Origin of the sequence: Pseudomonas sp. Irchel s3a12 (assembly GCF_900187485.1) — a bacterium.
GTDB classification, from domain to species: Bacteria; Pseudomonadota; Gammaproteobacteria; order Pseudomonadales; family Pseudomonadaceae; genus Aquipseudomonas; species Aquipseudomonas neuropathica.
Map to the genome: position 1 here is coordinate 211,665 of NZ_FYDN01000008.1, position 13,796 is coordinate 225,460.

Annotated in this window: 17 protein-coding genes; 5 read left to right on the forward strand and 12 right to left on the reverse strand. The window is 58.4% G+C overall.

The genetic code is table 11. The features are described 5' to 3' along the window. Window positions 1–234: 234 nt before the first annotated feature. Window positions 235–1,005, reverse strand: coding sequence for a trans-aconitate 2-methyltransferase (gene tam, locus CKW14_RS15620; protein ID WP_095125598.1), 771 nt, complete (start codon window positions 1,003–1,005; stop codon window positions 235–237). A 165-nt stretch (window positions 1,006–1,170) separates the two neighbouring features. Here tam and CKW14_RS15625 point away from each other — a divergent pair, with 165 nt between their 5' ends. Next, window positions 1,171–1,581 (forward strand): low affinity iron permease family protein, encoded by a 411-nt coding sequence (locus tag CKW14_RS15625; RefSeq protein ID WP_007911483.1) that lies wholly within the window; start codon window positions 1,171–1,173, stop codon window positions 1,579–1,581. 83 nt (window positions 1,582–1,664) lie between these two features. Here the strand turns inward: CKW14_RS15625 and CKW14_RS15630 are convergent, their stop codons facing one another. The 9 genes from CKW14_RS15630 to CKW14_RS15665 form a co-directional block, all read right to left on the reverse strand. Next, window positions 1,665–2,168 (reverse strand): DUF4142 domain-containing protein, encoded by a 504-nt coding sequence (locus tag CKW14_RS15630; RefSeq protein WP_095125599.1) that lies wholly within the window; start codon window positions 2,166–2,168, stop codon window positions 1,665–1,667. A 76-nt stretch (window positions 2,169–2,244) separates the two neighbouring features. Further along, window positions 2,245–2,400 (reverse strand): KGG domain-containing protein, encoded by a 156-nt coding sequence (locus tag CKW14_RS15635; RefSeq protein ID WP_007911485.1) that lies wholly within the window; start codon window positions 2,398–2,400, stop codon window positions 2,245–2,247. Window positions 2,401–2,516: 116 nt separating this feature from the next. Then, entirely contained in the window at window positions 2,517–3,866 is a 1,350-nt protein-coding gene (locus tag CKW14_RS15640) for a bifunctional diguanylate cyclase/phosphodiesterase (RefSeq protein WP_095125600.1), read from the reverse strand. A gap of 79 nt (window positions 3,867–3,945) precedes the next feature. Continuing rightward, entirely contained in the window at window positions 3,946–4,584 is a 639-nt protein-coding gene (locus tag CKW14_RS15645) for a LysE family translocator (protein ID WP_095049187.1), read from the reverse strand. A 60-nt stretch (window positions 4,585–4,644) separates the two neighbouring features. Then, window positions 4,645–4,977 carry a glutathione transferase gene (locus tag CKW14_RS15650; protein ID WP_095125601.1) on the reverse strand — a complete coding sequence of 111 codons (333 nt, stop codon included), beginning with the start codon at window positions 4,975–4,977 and terminating at the stop codon, window positions 4,645–4,647. A gap of 4 nt (window positions 4,978–4,981) precedes the next feature. After that, window positions 4,982–5,710 (reverse strand): hypothetical protein, encoded by a 729-nt coding sequence (locus tag CKW14_RS15655; RefSeq protein ID WP_095125602.1) that lies wholly within the window; start codon window positions 5,708–5,710, stop codon window positions 4,982–4,984. Window positions 5,711–5,739: 29 nt separating this feature from the next. Then, window positions 5,740–6,075 (reverse strand): hypothetical protein, encoded by a 336-nt coding sequence (locus tag CKW14_RS30200; RefSeq protein WP_256587233.1) that lies wholly within the window; start codon window positions 6,073–6,075, stop codon window positions 5,740–5,742. Beyond that, on the reverse strand, window positions 6,072–6,467 hold the full coding sequence (locus tag CKW14_RS30205; protein WP_256587234.1) for a hypothetical protein: 396 nt from the start codon (window positions 6,465–6,467) through the stop codon (window positions 6,072–6,074). The genes CKW14_RS30200 and CKW14_RS30205 overlap by 4 nt, the downstream gene beginning before the upstream one ends. A gap of 374 nt (window positions 6,468–6,841) precedes the next feature. Continuing rightward, window positions 6,842–8,119, reverse strand: coding sequence for a hypothetical protein (locus CKW14_RS15665; RefSeq protein ID WP_095125603.1), 1,278 nt, complete (start codon window positions 8,117–8,119; stop codon window positions 6,842–6,844). A gap of 221 nt (window positions 8,120–8,340) precedes the next feature. Here CKW14_RS15665 and CKW14_RS15670 point away from each other — a divergent pair, with 221 nt between their 5' ends. Then, the gene (locus CKW14_RS15670; protein ID WP_095125604.1) at window positions 8,341–8,958 is read left to right on the forward strand and encodes a hypothetical protein; all 618 of its coding nucleotides are present in this window, start codon (window positions 8,341–8,343) and stop codon (window positions 8,956–8,958) included. Window positions 8,959–8,989: 31 nt separating this feature from the next. Here the strand turns inward: CKW14_RS15670 and yiaY are convergent, their stop codons facing one another. Continuing rightward, a complete protein-coding gene (gene yiaY / locus CKW14_RS15675) occupies window positions 8,990–10,138 on the reverse strand; it encodes an L-threonine dehydrogenase (RefSeq protein ID WP_095049182.1) in 1,149 nt (382 codons plus the stop codon). A 156-nt stretch (window positions 10,139–10,294) separates the two neighbouring features. Between yiaY and CKW14_RS15680 the strand changes: the two genes are divergently transcribed. Next, window positions 10,295–11,314 (forward strand): DUF4917 family protein, encoded by a 1,020-nt coding sequence (locus CKW14_RS15680; protein ID WP_095049181.1) that lies wholly within the window; start codon window positions 10,295–10,297, stop codon window positions 11,312–11,314. 99 nt (window positions 11,315–11,413) lie between these two features. Here CKW14_RS15680 and CKW14_RS15685 read toward each other — a convergent pair whose 3' ends face one another. Then, on the reverse strand, window positions 11,414–11,956 hold the full coding sequence (locus tag CKW14_RS15685; protein ID WP_095049180.1) for a helix-turn-helix domain-containing protein: 543 nt from the start codon (window positions 11,954–11,956) through the stop codon (window positions 11,414–11,416). Between the two features lie 106 nt (window positions 11,957–12,062). On the opposite strand from CKW14_RS15685, the gene CKW14_RS15690 reads away from it, so the two are divergent. Both CKW14_RS15690 and CKW14_RS15695 read left to right on the forward strand, forming a co-directional pair. Beyond that, window positions 12,063–12,845 carry an aldolase gene (locus CKW14_RS15690; RefSeq protein ID WP_077571483.1) on the forward strand — a complete coding sequence of 261 codons (783 nt, stop codon included), beginning with the start codon at window positions 12,063–12,065 and terminating at the stop codon, window positions 12,843–12,845. Between the two features lie 22 nt (window positions 12,846–12,867). Next, window positions 12,868–13,749, forward strand: a complete 882-nt coding sequence (locus CKW14_RS15695; RefSeq protein WP_095049179.1) for a dihydrodipicolinate synthase family protein — start codon at window positions 12,868–12,870, stop codon at window positions 13,747–13,749. Window positions 13,750–13,796: the final 47 nt, after the last annotated feature.

The window sequence follows — 13,796 nt, forward strand, 5'->3', positions numbered from 1 at the left end:
GGTTTGCAGCTTGATAAGCCCTCACCCTAACCCTCTCCCAGAGGGAGAGGGGACTGACCGAGTTGTTCTCTAGGGTTACGCCGACCTGAAATATCGAGCCGAACTCCGGTTTCGAATACAACACCGGTCGGCTCCCTCTCCCTCGGGAGAGGGCTGGGCGGGCGGCGTTCCGATGAGGGGGCCCGTCCGAAAACGCACCCGAAATCTCCAGCCGAACAACACGTCCGGCTCATTTCAGCGAGTCGCGACAATGAATAACCGTGGAAATGGCAACAACACCGAGCCATCCGCCAATGCCGGATAAGCCTTCTCAACCTCCGCCAGATACTGCTCCAGGTACTGCGCCTTTTCCGCCTCGGTCAGCGGATTCAAAAACGGAATCAACCCGCTCCCCTTGAACCACTCCACCACCCCCGCTGCCCCGCCAGACAGCTGATGGTGATAGGTGGTGCGCCACACATCGACCCGCGCACAGTGCGGCCGCAGCATCGAGAAATAATCGCTGGCACTCGCCATGTCGGTACGTTGCCCCGCTGCACCGCTGAGCTTGCTCGCCCACGGACCATCCGCGGCGACTTCACGCATCAAGCGGTGTGAGGGTTCATTAAGGTTATCCGGCATCTGGATCGCCAGACTGCCACCGACCGACAACTTGCTGGCCAACGCCGGCAGCAACGTCGCGTGATCCGGCACCCACTGCAACACGGCGTTGGCGAAGATCACATCGAACGGGCCTGCATCGGCCCACTTATCAATCTCGGCCACCTCGAACTGCAACTCTGGCAAGCGCTTGCGTGCGGCATCGATCATGTCCGCCGAGCTGTCCAGCCCGCTGACTTTCGCCCCGGGATAACGCTGTACCAGCAGCTCCGTCGAGTTGCCGGGACCGCAACCGATATCGACCACTGTTCGCGCTTCAGCCGCGGGAATCGCCGCCAGCAGATCGCGGGCCGGGCGGGTGCGTTCATCTTCGAAAGCGACGTATTGTTTGGCGAACCAACTCATTGCGTTCTCCTGTTCGGGACATTCCAGCGGTTCGTCACGATACCGCGATCCAGCGCGCCTGCCTCTCCTACCAACGTCCGGTGACGTGGGTGGATTTGTAATTAGAATTTTCCACCAGCCGCCAATGTCTGAATTTCAAGACTCTTCCCAATAAGGAACACGGCTATGAAATTCGCAAAAATCTCCCAGAAGCTCGCGATGGTGGCCGGTAGTCCCAAGACCTTCATGGGCGCATTGATCCTGATCGGGCTGTGGGGACTGAGCGGGCCGATCTTTGACTACAACGACACTTGGCAACTGATCATCAACACCTCAACCACCATCATCACCTTCCTGATGGTGTTCCTGATCCAGAACACGCAGAACCGCGATACCGACATTCTGCATTTGAAGATCGATGAGTTGCTGTTGGTGACCAAAGAGGCGCAGAACGCGATGCTTGGGTTGGAGGCGCTGGATCTGAAACAGTTGGAGGCGTTGCGCAGGCACTACCGCTCGTTGGGCGAGGGTGAGGTGTTTAACCTTGAGGGGCTGGGTGAGAAGAGTAAGTCGAAGCAGGATTTGAATGAGTGCTGAGGGTTTAAAATCAAAAGATCGCAGCCTTCGGCAGCTCCTACAGGGACCGTGTAGGAGCTGCCGAAGGCTGCGATCTTTTGTCGTTAGCGGCTGGCCTGTAACTGGCGGGCCATTTCCAGATGGCTTTGCAATTTCGGCAGTGTCTCGTCGGCGAAGGCTTTGATCTCCGGCACGTCGGTGGTCTGCGCTTGCTGCTGAATCTGCTCGATGGCCTCTTCAGTGGCTTTGACCTGACTGGCGGCGTAGGCCTGATCGAAGGAGGCGCCGTCGGTCACTTGCGGCATCATTTCCTTGGCCTTGTCGGCCAGTTCTTCACGGGGCGCGACGGGCAGGTCGAGCTTCTTGGCGATTTTCGCCAAGTGCTGATTGGCCGTCGTACGGTCGTTGATGACGACGATGGTGTAGTCCTTGACCTCTTTCGATTCGGCCTTGCTGTGGGCCAGACGACTGGCCTCGATGTCGGCCATGCCTTTGGCCGAGGCATCGTTGATGAAATCGGCGGGCGACTGGGCAAAAGCACTGCTGGCACACAGACCCAACAGCGATGCAAAACTCACGGTACGTATACGGGTGGCCATTCGGCTCATGGTCGCGCCCTCCTTACTTGCAAAATTCAAGCGGGAGCTTACGCCCCCGCCTCTCAATCAAAACTACCTTCACCGACTACTTCGATTTCTGAGCGGGCTTGCGGCCCATATCTGGTTTTGGCTCTTTGTCGACGGTCGTTGTGGTGGTTTTCCCACCTTTGCGACCTGCTTCAGAGGCCTTCGTTCGATCGTTGGCGAAGTTTCCCGAGTTCGAGTTTCTTGAATTAGGCATGATTCTCTACCTCTTGGTAATGATCGTGGCGAGCAGGTGCCCGCCTAGATTGAGAATTTTCTGGCCGGCAAAGGTTTAGAAAAATTGCAGTCGCTGCGACGAACGGCGGCCCCGGATCAACTATTCAACGCGTGATGGTTCAAGCGTTTGGCGGCGTACATCGCCTGATCGGCATGGCGAAACAGTTGTTGTTCCTCACTGCCGTGCTCTGGATAGCGGGCCACGCCGATGCTTGGTTCGATGTGCAGGTTGTGGCCATCGAGACGCATCGGTTGAACCAGCACCTGTCGGATTTTTTCCGCCACGCCGTCAGCATCTTCCGAAACCTGCACGCTGTGCAGCAGCACGATAAATTCATCGCCGCCAATTCTGGCCACGGTGTCGGTTTCCCGCACGCAGCCTTTTAGGCGGTTGGCCACGGTTTGCAGGAGCATGTCGCCGACCGCGTGACCGAAGGTGTCGTTGACCTGTTTGAAGCGATCCAGGTCGACATACAACAAGGCCATGTGCCCGGATTGCGCGCGCGCGCCGGCCAACGCGGCGTTCAAGCGATCGCGCAGCAATTCACGATTGGGCAGCTGCGTGAGTTGATCGTACTGCGCCATGCGCCGCAGGCGGGCGTGCAATTGCTGACGCTCGATGGCCGTGGCGACCTGAGCGCAAACGTATTGCAGCAATTCCTTGTCTTGCTCGGTGTAGCGCTCGCCGCCGGGCAGGCTTTTGACGATCAAGGCGCCGATGGTGCCGTTTTTCGAGTTCAACGGCACGCCGAGCCAGCACGGCGCGTTCTGCCCCGCCACCAACTCGGCGAAATCGGCTGGGGAATCCGCACTGTCCGGTGTCAGAAGAATCGGCTGGCCGCTACGGATAACTTCCGTGCACAGCCGCCCGGTGACGGTGCCCGGTTGCTCGGGCTGCAATTCGTCATCGTCGACGTGATAGGGGAAATTCAGTTGTGCGCAGTGCTCGTCGTACAGCGCCACGGAAAAATTCATCGCCGGCAGCCATTCGCCGATGATCAGATGAATACGCTTGAACAGCGCCAGCAGATCCTCAGCCGCATGGGCCGCTTCGGATATCGCATAGAGCGCAGCCTGGCGCGACTCGGCCTGCTTGCGCTCGGTGATGTCGCGCGCCACGGCGATGCGCAACTGATCGACTTCCGACCAGCGCGCCGACCAGAGGATATGCACGACGCTGCCGTCCTTGCGCAGGTAACGGTTTTCAAAGTTGAGTTTGGGTTCGCCACCCATGATTTCGTTGGCGGCAGCCAGAGTGCGCTGACGATCCGCCGGGTGCACCAGCTCGATCATTTGCCGGCCGATCAACTCTTCAGGCGAATAACCGAAAACACGCTCACAAGCGGCACTGACAAAAACGAAGCGACCCTGCTTGTCGACCGCGCAAACGGCGTCCAGCAACAGATCAATAAAACTCGCCAACGGCGCGGAATTTCGGCTTTCCATGGTTCAGCGTGGGTGTCCGGACAATGCAGCACTGATCAACCATCCCTGACCTTTTTATTGCGCCTCCCTGCACACATTTTCAAGCCTTGTTCGGCATCAGCCCCGGCAGTGCATGCACCAGCGCGTTGATGGCAAAACCGATAAACATCACGCCGCACAATCGGGTGATAAGCAACTCATGACGCTGATACAGCGTGCGTACCCGTTGCGCGCCGACCACGCCAATCAGAATAGCGTAGGCCAGCAAGCCACCGAGGAAACTCAGGGCAATCAACGCCGGCAGCATCGACCAGTTGAGCAGTTCGGCGCGGCTCGACAACAGCGCGGTGAAGGTCGCGACCGCCACCGGATAAGCCTTGGGATTGGTCAAGCCGAACAGAATGCCGTGCCAGAACGGATTGCGCGCCGCGCCCTGGGGCTCGTCACCGTTGCGACGCTGGGCGCGCACCGCGCGCCAGCCGAGCCAGAACAGGTACACACCGCTGAGCACACCGAGCACATCAAACGCGGTGCTGCCGATTTCCCGGGCGCCGACAATCGCGATCAGCGCGGTGCTGCACCAGACCACATCGCCGAGCAGATGCCCGCAAAGAAACCCCGCCCCGGCCCGCCGCCCGTGGGCTGCACCGATGCCGAACACCGCCAGCACACCCGGCCCGGGCGTAATGCCGTAAATGAAACCCGAGGCCAGCACGGCCATTAGCAACGATGGAGTCATGGAAAACCTGCAAGCGCCAGAACACGTGGCCGCCAGTCTATAACAGACAAATGAGTCTGATCATGACTCGTCGTAAAAACGCATGCCGGCGTACGGTTTTTGCCGACACGCCGACAGCCGTGAAGCGAGATCGCCGACATGCGCTTCGAGCTTGTGGCCATCGGGATCGAGAAAGTAGAACGACGCACCTTCGCTGCGGTTATCCCGCCACTCTTGCACGTTTGCCGCTTGTAGCTTATGCACAAACGTTGAGAAATCGGCTGCATCGAGGCTGAAAGCGTAATGGGTGTAATCGGCGCACGGTTGACTCGAACGCAGCGGATCACGGTAGAAGGCGAGGCTGCGATTCAAATCGCTGACCGCGAGGGTCAGGTGGTTGAGGCCGGTGAGCATCGGGTCAGTAACCTCTGAGGTCTTCGGGGACGATGTATTGTTGGCCGTCGTAGGTCAGGGTGACGCGAGTTTTCTTCATCTCGATCGTTTTCGAGATGCAGTCTTTGCCCGACAGGAAGGATTTGTAAACTGAACCACTTGAGCTGACGATCAGATCGGCGAAACCATGGTGGCTCGTCGGGCCGAGATCGATAGTTCTGCGGATTTGCGTGTCCTCGGTTCCACACTCATCCGTTCCTTCGCCGAACTCCTTGCGAATCACCAAGCCTTCCAGCACAGGGCGCAATTTGTTGCCTTCGCGCACATACAACGCCAAATCAGTTTTTGCGTAAGGATTGGCTCTGGAGCCGTGACTGGCGAATTTTGAACGCAAACCGAATGCACGGACATCAGCAGCCAATCGGTAACGGGCCGTATCGATTGTCAGATCGTCGAAACTAATGGCATCGGAATTGTAGGCACCCGGCTTTGCATAGGTAGCGAGGCTCTTGCCGCTTGTCGAACTGACGAGCGCCAGTTCCAGATCGAATACCCCCATCTCATCGTCGCCCGAATCCGAGAGAAATGAAGATTTCGCCGCAATCGATTGGTCATTGAAAGCAGGCCACGCTTTGCAGCGCGAAAGGGAATGGCCGTCGAACTTCTTCACTTCGCAGGCGGCCTGGGCTTGAGCGGCCATCGTCAAAAGGCCCATTGCGATGAAAGAGCCCAGCAATGTGGAACGCGAGATCATTGTTCTTCCTTGAGTAAAAGACATCGGTCTTAGAGGCCTTTGAAATCTTCAGGCATTACGTAGTTTTTGCCGTCATAGCGAAGTGTCGTCAAGACAGGTTTTTGCGTGACGGTATTGGATACACACGCCTCGCCCTCGCCCTCGCCAACGGTCGAGCTACGGATCGTTTTGATCATCAGATCGGCAAAGCCATGGCTGCTGGTCTTGGCCAGAGCCACGGTTCGCGTAGTCTCGTAGCGCTCTCCCGCACAATTGCCATCCCAGTCTCCGCCATATTCATAAACCACCAGCCGATCCATGACAGGACGCAATGCGTTGCCGTCTTTCACATAGAGCGACAACCAGGTTTCATCCAAAGGATTCACACGGAAGAGCCTTTGAATCGAACCCGAACGCCAAAGGCCTGCAATTGCGGCGTGAGCTTATAGCGGGCGGTATCGAATTTCAGTTCGTCCAGCGCGATGGCATCCACAGAGAATGCCGAGGGCTGATAAAAGCTCGCTAACGGCTTGGAGTCTGCACTCGCCACCAAGGCCAAACGCAGATCGTAAAGCCCTATAGTCTCTGACTCGCCATACACCGGATCGGGCGAGAAGTTGGCGGCGGCGGTGAGCGTCAGCCCTGGATACGCTGGCCAATCCTTACAGATGGAAAAATCCATCTCATGCGCCTTTGGCGCCGGCGTGCAATCGGCCAATGCCTGCCCCGCCAGCAACCACCCGCACAATGCCGCACATCCGATCCAGCCAGACTTCATTGTCAATTCCCGCTCCTTGATTACTTTTTCAGCCGCGCACTATCCCTTGCTATATCGGCCCTTTCAACCGAATCATCAGTAGACCAAAGCGCATTTCCCGTTTGGTAGCGAGAAGCAGTTGACGGCGTCGCGGGTGGCGGGGCGATGTTGGTGATCGCGGGGGGGTGGTGTTGATTCGGATGCTTGAGAGGAGCGGACTGGCTGTTAGCTGATGTCATGAATCCATGATTTTTCTGCGTCTGGAAGTCAGTCTTCGCGAGCAAGCTCGCTCCCACAGGGGAATGCATTTCAACTGGGAAATGCGATCAACTGTGGGAGCGAGCTTGCTCGCGAAGAGGCCAGCCCCTTCAGCGAAGGCTTGTCAGCCCTCCCCGTCAGTCCGCTACCGTCAACAATCGCACCAGATGAGCGGCTTCATTTCTCTGCCCCAGTACCAACACTGACGACTCCTGCAGACAGGCATCCTGCGCAATCCACTCGATACCGGCGGCGCCTTCGACATCAAATGCAGGATCCACGGCGCCATCGACCAAAAAGCCTCCGGTGAGTAAGCGTCGTTCGCCGTCCGAGGTCTGTCCGACCGTGACGATTGGCGAGCCGGGGGAGTCATCCAGCGCGAATCCTGCGCTCCAGCTTTTAAGATCCAGTGGCCGCGTTGCGGCAGTAATGACTGGCGCACCGCCGTTGAATGCTGGATCAAACTCACCGTCGCGGGTGATCCCGCTGATGAAGCCATGCTGACGCTTTTCCCCGGCGGACGACTCGACGGCCGATCCGATCAACAACAGGCGCTGCGCCGATTGCCCAACGATGCGATTCACCGAGCTTTCGAGCGGTGCACCCGCATTTTGCAGTTCCAGCAGCAGCGTACCGTCCTTGCCGAACGACGTGGCAACCTGCCCGGAACGCTCGTAAGCCATGACTAAACCTTGGTTGGTCACTTCAGTCTTGCCATGGACCAGAATCTGCCCATCGTCCAACTGCGTAACCCCGTGCAACGTGATCGCCACACCGGAAAGCGTCAGGTGAATCCAGCCTTTGCCTGCAAACTCCGGGTCATCCTTGCCATCCAGAAAAAAACGCGTCAACAACCCGCTGCCCCCTTGAGAGGTGACGAAAAGCAATCTGTCCGGCAGCGCTTTCGCTGGAGTGGAGTGCGCCAGTATCAAGCGGCCGCCCGTGGCATTGTTCAGCACGGGAATACGCGTCGGCACGACTCGGTAGCCAGTCTGTCCATCACCAAACTCGGGATCGAGCGTACCGTCCGGTTTGAATCGAGCGATGATTTGCTCAAGCTTGCCTGCTGCATCTGCAAGCACTGCGCACAACCAGAATACGCCGCTCTCACCGACGGCCAGGTGCCCGCCTTGTGAAAATCGCCCCCTGACAAACTGACCGTGAAGGTACCCGCCCTCGCCGAAGCTGGTATCGAGATGACCGTCCGCGAGCAGTCGCGTCAGGCCGTAATGCGAGGCTCCCGATGCATCGATGACGGTCGTACTGACCATGATGTGTCCCGAAGGCAGCACTGCGACACTTTTCCCGATGGTTTTGCGCGCGGCTGGAAACTGCAGTGTTTGCAGGCCCGAATGGGCAAAGGTCTGATCCAGCTCACCGGCTAATCGTGCTTTACGTGCATTGGCTTTCGGCATGTTCGTGTGCTCCTCAAGGCGATCGGAGTCGACCCCCGTTGTCAGAGCATTCGATCCGAAGCAGCCACAGCAGACAACTGACAGAAATGACAGTTTTTTAGAAGAAAACGAAATTACCGATCAAGTAAAAAAAGCTAAAAAACTGGTAGTTCTTACAGGTTCTAAACGGGACACACCGTGCCAGTGTTTCGTTTCAAATTCAGCCTGAAACGAGAAGCACAATGAGCACTCCCGACAAACCCAATACGCAACCTGTCCCGCCCCCGACCATCACCTACCCCGAAGAGGACAAGAACACGGGGGTTGCAACACTGTTTCTCGGCAGCGGTATACCGGGGGCTCTGGTGCAGGTCTGGAACGTTGAAGAGACACATTCGCTGGGTGGAGGACAGGTCAGCGCAAAGGGACGATGGGCGTTTAGCTTCAGCGGTGCCCAGTTTCCGGGAGAGCATAGGATCAAGGCCCGCCAGGAGGTGGATGGCGTCATGTCAGGTTGGAGTGAAGTGCGCAAATACAAGGCGCTCTTGGTGCCCCCCGTCAACATTCCGATAGTGATGGGACCGGAGGAAGAAGCGGAGGTAGATGCCGTTCCGGTCTTTTATGGCAATGTCACCAAGCCCATTGGCATCGTTAGCATTATCGATTTGGACACCGACCTGGAGATTGCCAGAGCCAGCGTCGACAGCGAAATGCAATGGCATACTCAAGCTACACCCCCCCTAACGAAAGGCAGGTATCGAATATCCGCCATTCACAACATCAACGGAGAATTGTCAGACTGGGGCCGTGTTCGAACATTTACGGTGATCACTGAGGACAAAGACAAGGGCAAAACCTAGCAGTCAAGCCCGTTGCCCCCGTCATGACCGCTCAAAACGCGTTGCGAAAAATCTCCTCGATCTGGCGCTGATCCGCCGCCCGAGGATTGGTCAAACCGCAGGCGTCTTTCAGCGCATTGGTGGCGAGCAGCGGAATATCACTGAGCTTGGCGCCGAGTTCACGCAAGCCACCGGGAATTTCGACATCCCTGGCCAGGCAGCGGATCGCATTGATCGCCGCCTGCGCGCCCTCTTCCGCGCTGAAACCGCGAATATCTGCACCCATGGCGTGGGCAACATCGGTCAGCCGCTCGGCACACACCAGCGCGTTGAACGTCTGCACATGAGGCAGCAGCACGGCGTTACACACGCCATGAGGCAAGTCGTAGAAACCGCCCAACTGATGCGCCATCGCATGCACGTAACCGAGCGAGGCATTGTTGAAGGCCATGCCGGCGAGGAACTGCGCGTACGCCATGTTTTCCCGCGCGGCAAGGTCGCTGCCGTCACGCACAGCCAAGCGCAGATTGTTGCTGATCAGGGTCATGGCTTTCAGCGCACAGGCGTCGGTGATCGGATTCGCGGCAGTCGAAACATACGCCTCGATGGCGTGAGTCAGCGCATCCATGCCGGTGGCGGCGGTCAGGCTTTTCGGCATGGCGACCATCAGCGCCGGGTCGTTGACCGACAGCAGCGGCGTGACGTTGCGGTCGACGATGGCCATTTTCACGTGGCGCGATTCGTCGGTGATGATACAGAACCGGGTCATCTCACTGGCGGTGCCGGCGGTGGTGTTGATCGCGATCAGTGGCAGTTGCGGTTTGCTCGATTGATCGATGCCTTCGTAATCACGGATCTGTCCGCCATTGGTCGCGCACAGGGCAATGCCTTTGGCGCAGTCGTGCGGCGAACCGCCGCCCAGCGACACGACGAAATCGCAGCGACTTTCCTTGAGCAGGCCCAGCCCCGACTCGACATTGGCAATGCTCGGGTTCGGTTTGGCGCCGTCGAAAATCACCGAATCGATGTCCTGCATCGCCAGTTTCTCGGCGACCATCGTGGCCACGCCAGCCTTGGCCAGCCCCACGTCAGTGACGATCAGCGCTTTGCGAAAACCGTAATTGCGAATGGCGACCATGGCTTCGTCGAGGCAGCCGTTGCCCATGATGTTTACCGCCGGAATGAAAAAGGTGCTGGTCATGCGCGCATCTCCTGACTGAGGCCGAATCGACTGCGCCGATCCGGCGGATGCACACAGGATCGACCGATCGGTCACGACCGATGTTGATCTGGCTCAATGCCCGCTCGTGATAAAGTCGCCGCCCATCAGCCCCTTTGTTTTGAGACCGCCTACGCAATGACCGATTTTCTCGATGTCGACGCCAGCCTCGAAGACTGGAACACCGTGCGCGCCGCGACCGATTTCAGCGGTTTGCTGGTGGGCAATGGCGCCAGCCGTGCGGTGTGGGACGACTTCGGCTACGACTCGCTGTTCGAAAACGCCCGCACCGTCGAAGAAAAACCGCTGAGCCCATCGGAACTGGCAGTGTTCGACGCGCTGCAAACACGCAGCTTCGAGCAGGTGCTCGGTGCGCTGAAAACCACCAGCCGGGTCAACAAGGCCCTGGCCGTCAGTTCGGCGGCGCCGCGCAACCGCTACTACGCGATCAAGGAAGCGCTGATCAACACAGTGCACGCGGTGCACATTCCGTGGCGACTGGTGAAGCCTTCGACGCTGGCGACGGTGAACGAAGAACTGGCGCGCTATCGCACCGTGTTCACCACCAATTACGACCTGCTCAACTACTGGGCGCTGCAACACAACAGCGCGGCCATTGACGATCTGTTCAACGGCGCCAGCGCGAGTTTTGATCTGAGCGAAACTGCCACCGACAAACCGCGCTTGTTGTACCTGCACGGCGGTCTGCATCTGGTGCGCAATCAGGACGGCACGGCGCGCAAGCTGACTTCAACCGAAGGCACGTTGCTTGGTAGTTTTGCGATCAACAACACGCTCAAGACGCTGGATGACGTGCCGCTGTTCGTCACCGAAGGGCCGAGCGCGGACAAGCTCAAGACCATTCGCAGTTCGGATTACCTGTCGTTCTGTTATGAGCAGTTGCTCGGGCATGGCGGCAGTTTGTGCATCTTTGGTCATGCCTTGGGTGAGCAGGATGCGCATATCGTTCGGGCGCTGCGGTTGGCGAAACCGAAGACTGTGGCGATCTCGATTTATCCGCGCAGTGCGGCGTTTGTGCAGCATCAGAAGCGGCATTACGCGCAGGTGTTTGAGGGGACCGGGGTTGAGTTGCGGTTTTTTGATGCCAAGAGCCATGCGCTCGGCAATCCGAAGTTGTCGGTGCCCGTCGAGGTTTGATGCAGGCCTGACTGACGCCTTCGCGAGCAGGCTCGCTCCCACATTTGGATCGCATTCCCCTGTGGGAGCGAGCCTGCTCGCGAAGCTTTTGGGGGCGCCTCAATCTTCGGCGCTGTGCACCACCACCAGCAACTGCGCCTGCACCTCCCCCACCGAGCGGATCCGGTGCGGCTTCTGCGCATTGAAGTGCAACGCATCGCCACGTTCCAGCAGCACCTTCTCGTTCATGAAATCCACTTCGACCTGCCCTTCGTGGACGAACAGAAACTCTTCGCCCAAATGCTCTTTGAACGTTTTGTCAGTGAACTCGCTCGGCGGATAGATGATGAACGGCAGCAGACTGCGCTCGCTGACCTGATGGGCCAACACGGCGTACCCGGGACTCTGGTCATTCGCCGCCAGTGACTGGCGCTCATGGCTGCGCACCAGGCTGTAGCTGTCGAGGCTGACGTTGTCTTCGGAGAACAATTCCTCGACTTTCACATTCAGCGCTTTCGCCAGTTTCAACGCAGCAGCAATCGACGGCGTGTTCAGCCCGCGCTCGACTTTGGACAGATAACTCTTGGTCATGCCGGATTTTTCGGCCAATGCCTCAAGGGTTACGCCAAGTTTTTTTCTCAATAATTTCAAACGGATAGACATGCGCAGCAGTTATTCCATGGAGGAAGCGACGATTTGTGCTTGCTAATGACACTTTGTGTCATATAGCCTCTTTCGTGTCATTTGCTCTCACCCAAAGGACACAGACATGGCCAAGACATTAGCACTACCCAAAGACCAACTGGTCAAGCAAGCGCTGACCCAGATGCAAAAAAGCCTGGCGGATAATACGTGGACGGACCGGCAAAAGCTGGCCCTGACCTGCCGGATCCTCTTCGAGAACGGTCACGACTCCGGTCTGGCCGGACAAATTACCGCCCGTGGGCCGCAGCCCGGCACCTATTACACGCAGCAACTGGGGCTGGGTTTCGACGAAATCACCGCGAGCAATCTGCTGCTGGTCAACGAGGATCTGGAAGTCCTCGAAGGTCACGGCATGGCCAACCCGGCCAATCGTTTCCACAGCTGGGTGTACCGCGCCCGGCCGGATGTGAACTGCATCATCCACACCCACCCGACCCACGTCGCGGCGCTGTCGATGCTGGAGGTGCCGCTGCAGATTTCCCACATGGACCTGTGCCCACTGTACGACGACTGCGCGTTTCTCGAAGGCTGGCCGGGTGTGCCGGTGGGCAATGAAGAAGGTGAGCTGATTGCCGGCGCGCTGGGCGACAAACGCGCGATTGTGCTTTCGCACCACGGTCAACTGTCGACCGGTACGACGATTGAAGAAGCCTGTGTCATCGCCCAACTGATCGAGCGCGCGGCCAAGCTGCAACTGCTGGCGATGGCGGCCGGTACGATCAAGCCGATCATTCCCGAACTGGGTCGCGAAGCCCATGACTGGATCGCCAAGCCGAAACGCCACGCCGCTGCCTTCAACTATTACGCCCGGCAGAACCTGCGCCAACACGCCGATTGCCTGAACTGAAACCTGTTACGGAGAGATTCCCATGTCCACTATTCACGGCATCATCGGCTACACCATCACCCCGTTCGGCGCCAACGGCGAAGGGCTGGACATGCCAGCGCTCGGGCAATCGATCGATCGCCTGATCGACAGCGGCGTCCACGCCATCGCGCCGTTGGGCAGCACTGGCGAAGGCGCTTACCTGAGCGATGCGGAGTGGGATCAGGTTGCCGAGTTCAGCATCAAGCACGTCGCCAAACGGGTGCCAACCATCGTCAGCGTCTCTGACCTGACCACCGTCAAAGCCGTGCGCCGCGCACGTTTCGCCGAAGCCCACGGTGCCGATGTGGTGATGGTGCTGCCGGCTTCGTACTGGAAGCTCACCGAGGCGGAAATCTTCGCTCACTACCGCGCTATTGGCGAGCGCATCGGCGTGCCGATCATGCTCTACAACAACCCGGCCACCAGCGGCACTGACATGTCGGTGGAGCTGATTTTGCGCATCGTCAAAGGCGTGGAAAACGTGACCATGGTCAAGGAGAGCACCGGCGATATTCAGCGCATGCACAAGCTGCAATTGCTCGGCGAAGGTCAGGTGCCGTTCTACAACGGCTGCAATCCGCTGGCACTGGAAGCGTTTGCGGCCGGGGCGAAAGGCTGGTGCACAGCGGCGCCGAACCTGATCCCGCAGTTGAATCTGGACTTGTACGAGGCCGCCATGGCCGGTGATCTGGATCGCGCGCGGGATTTGTTTTACCGCCAGTTGCCGCTGCTGGATTTCATCTTGAAGGGTGGCTTGCCGGCGACGATCAAGGCAGGGTTGCGGCAGACCGGGCTTGAAGTGGGCGATCCGCGCTTGCCGGTCTTCCCGCTGAGTGAAGCGGGCCAGACCCAGCTGCAGACAATCCTGAAAACCCTGCGCTGATCCACTGACAACGCAAAAACCTGTGGGAGCTGGCTTGCCAGCGATGG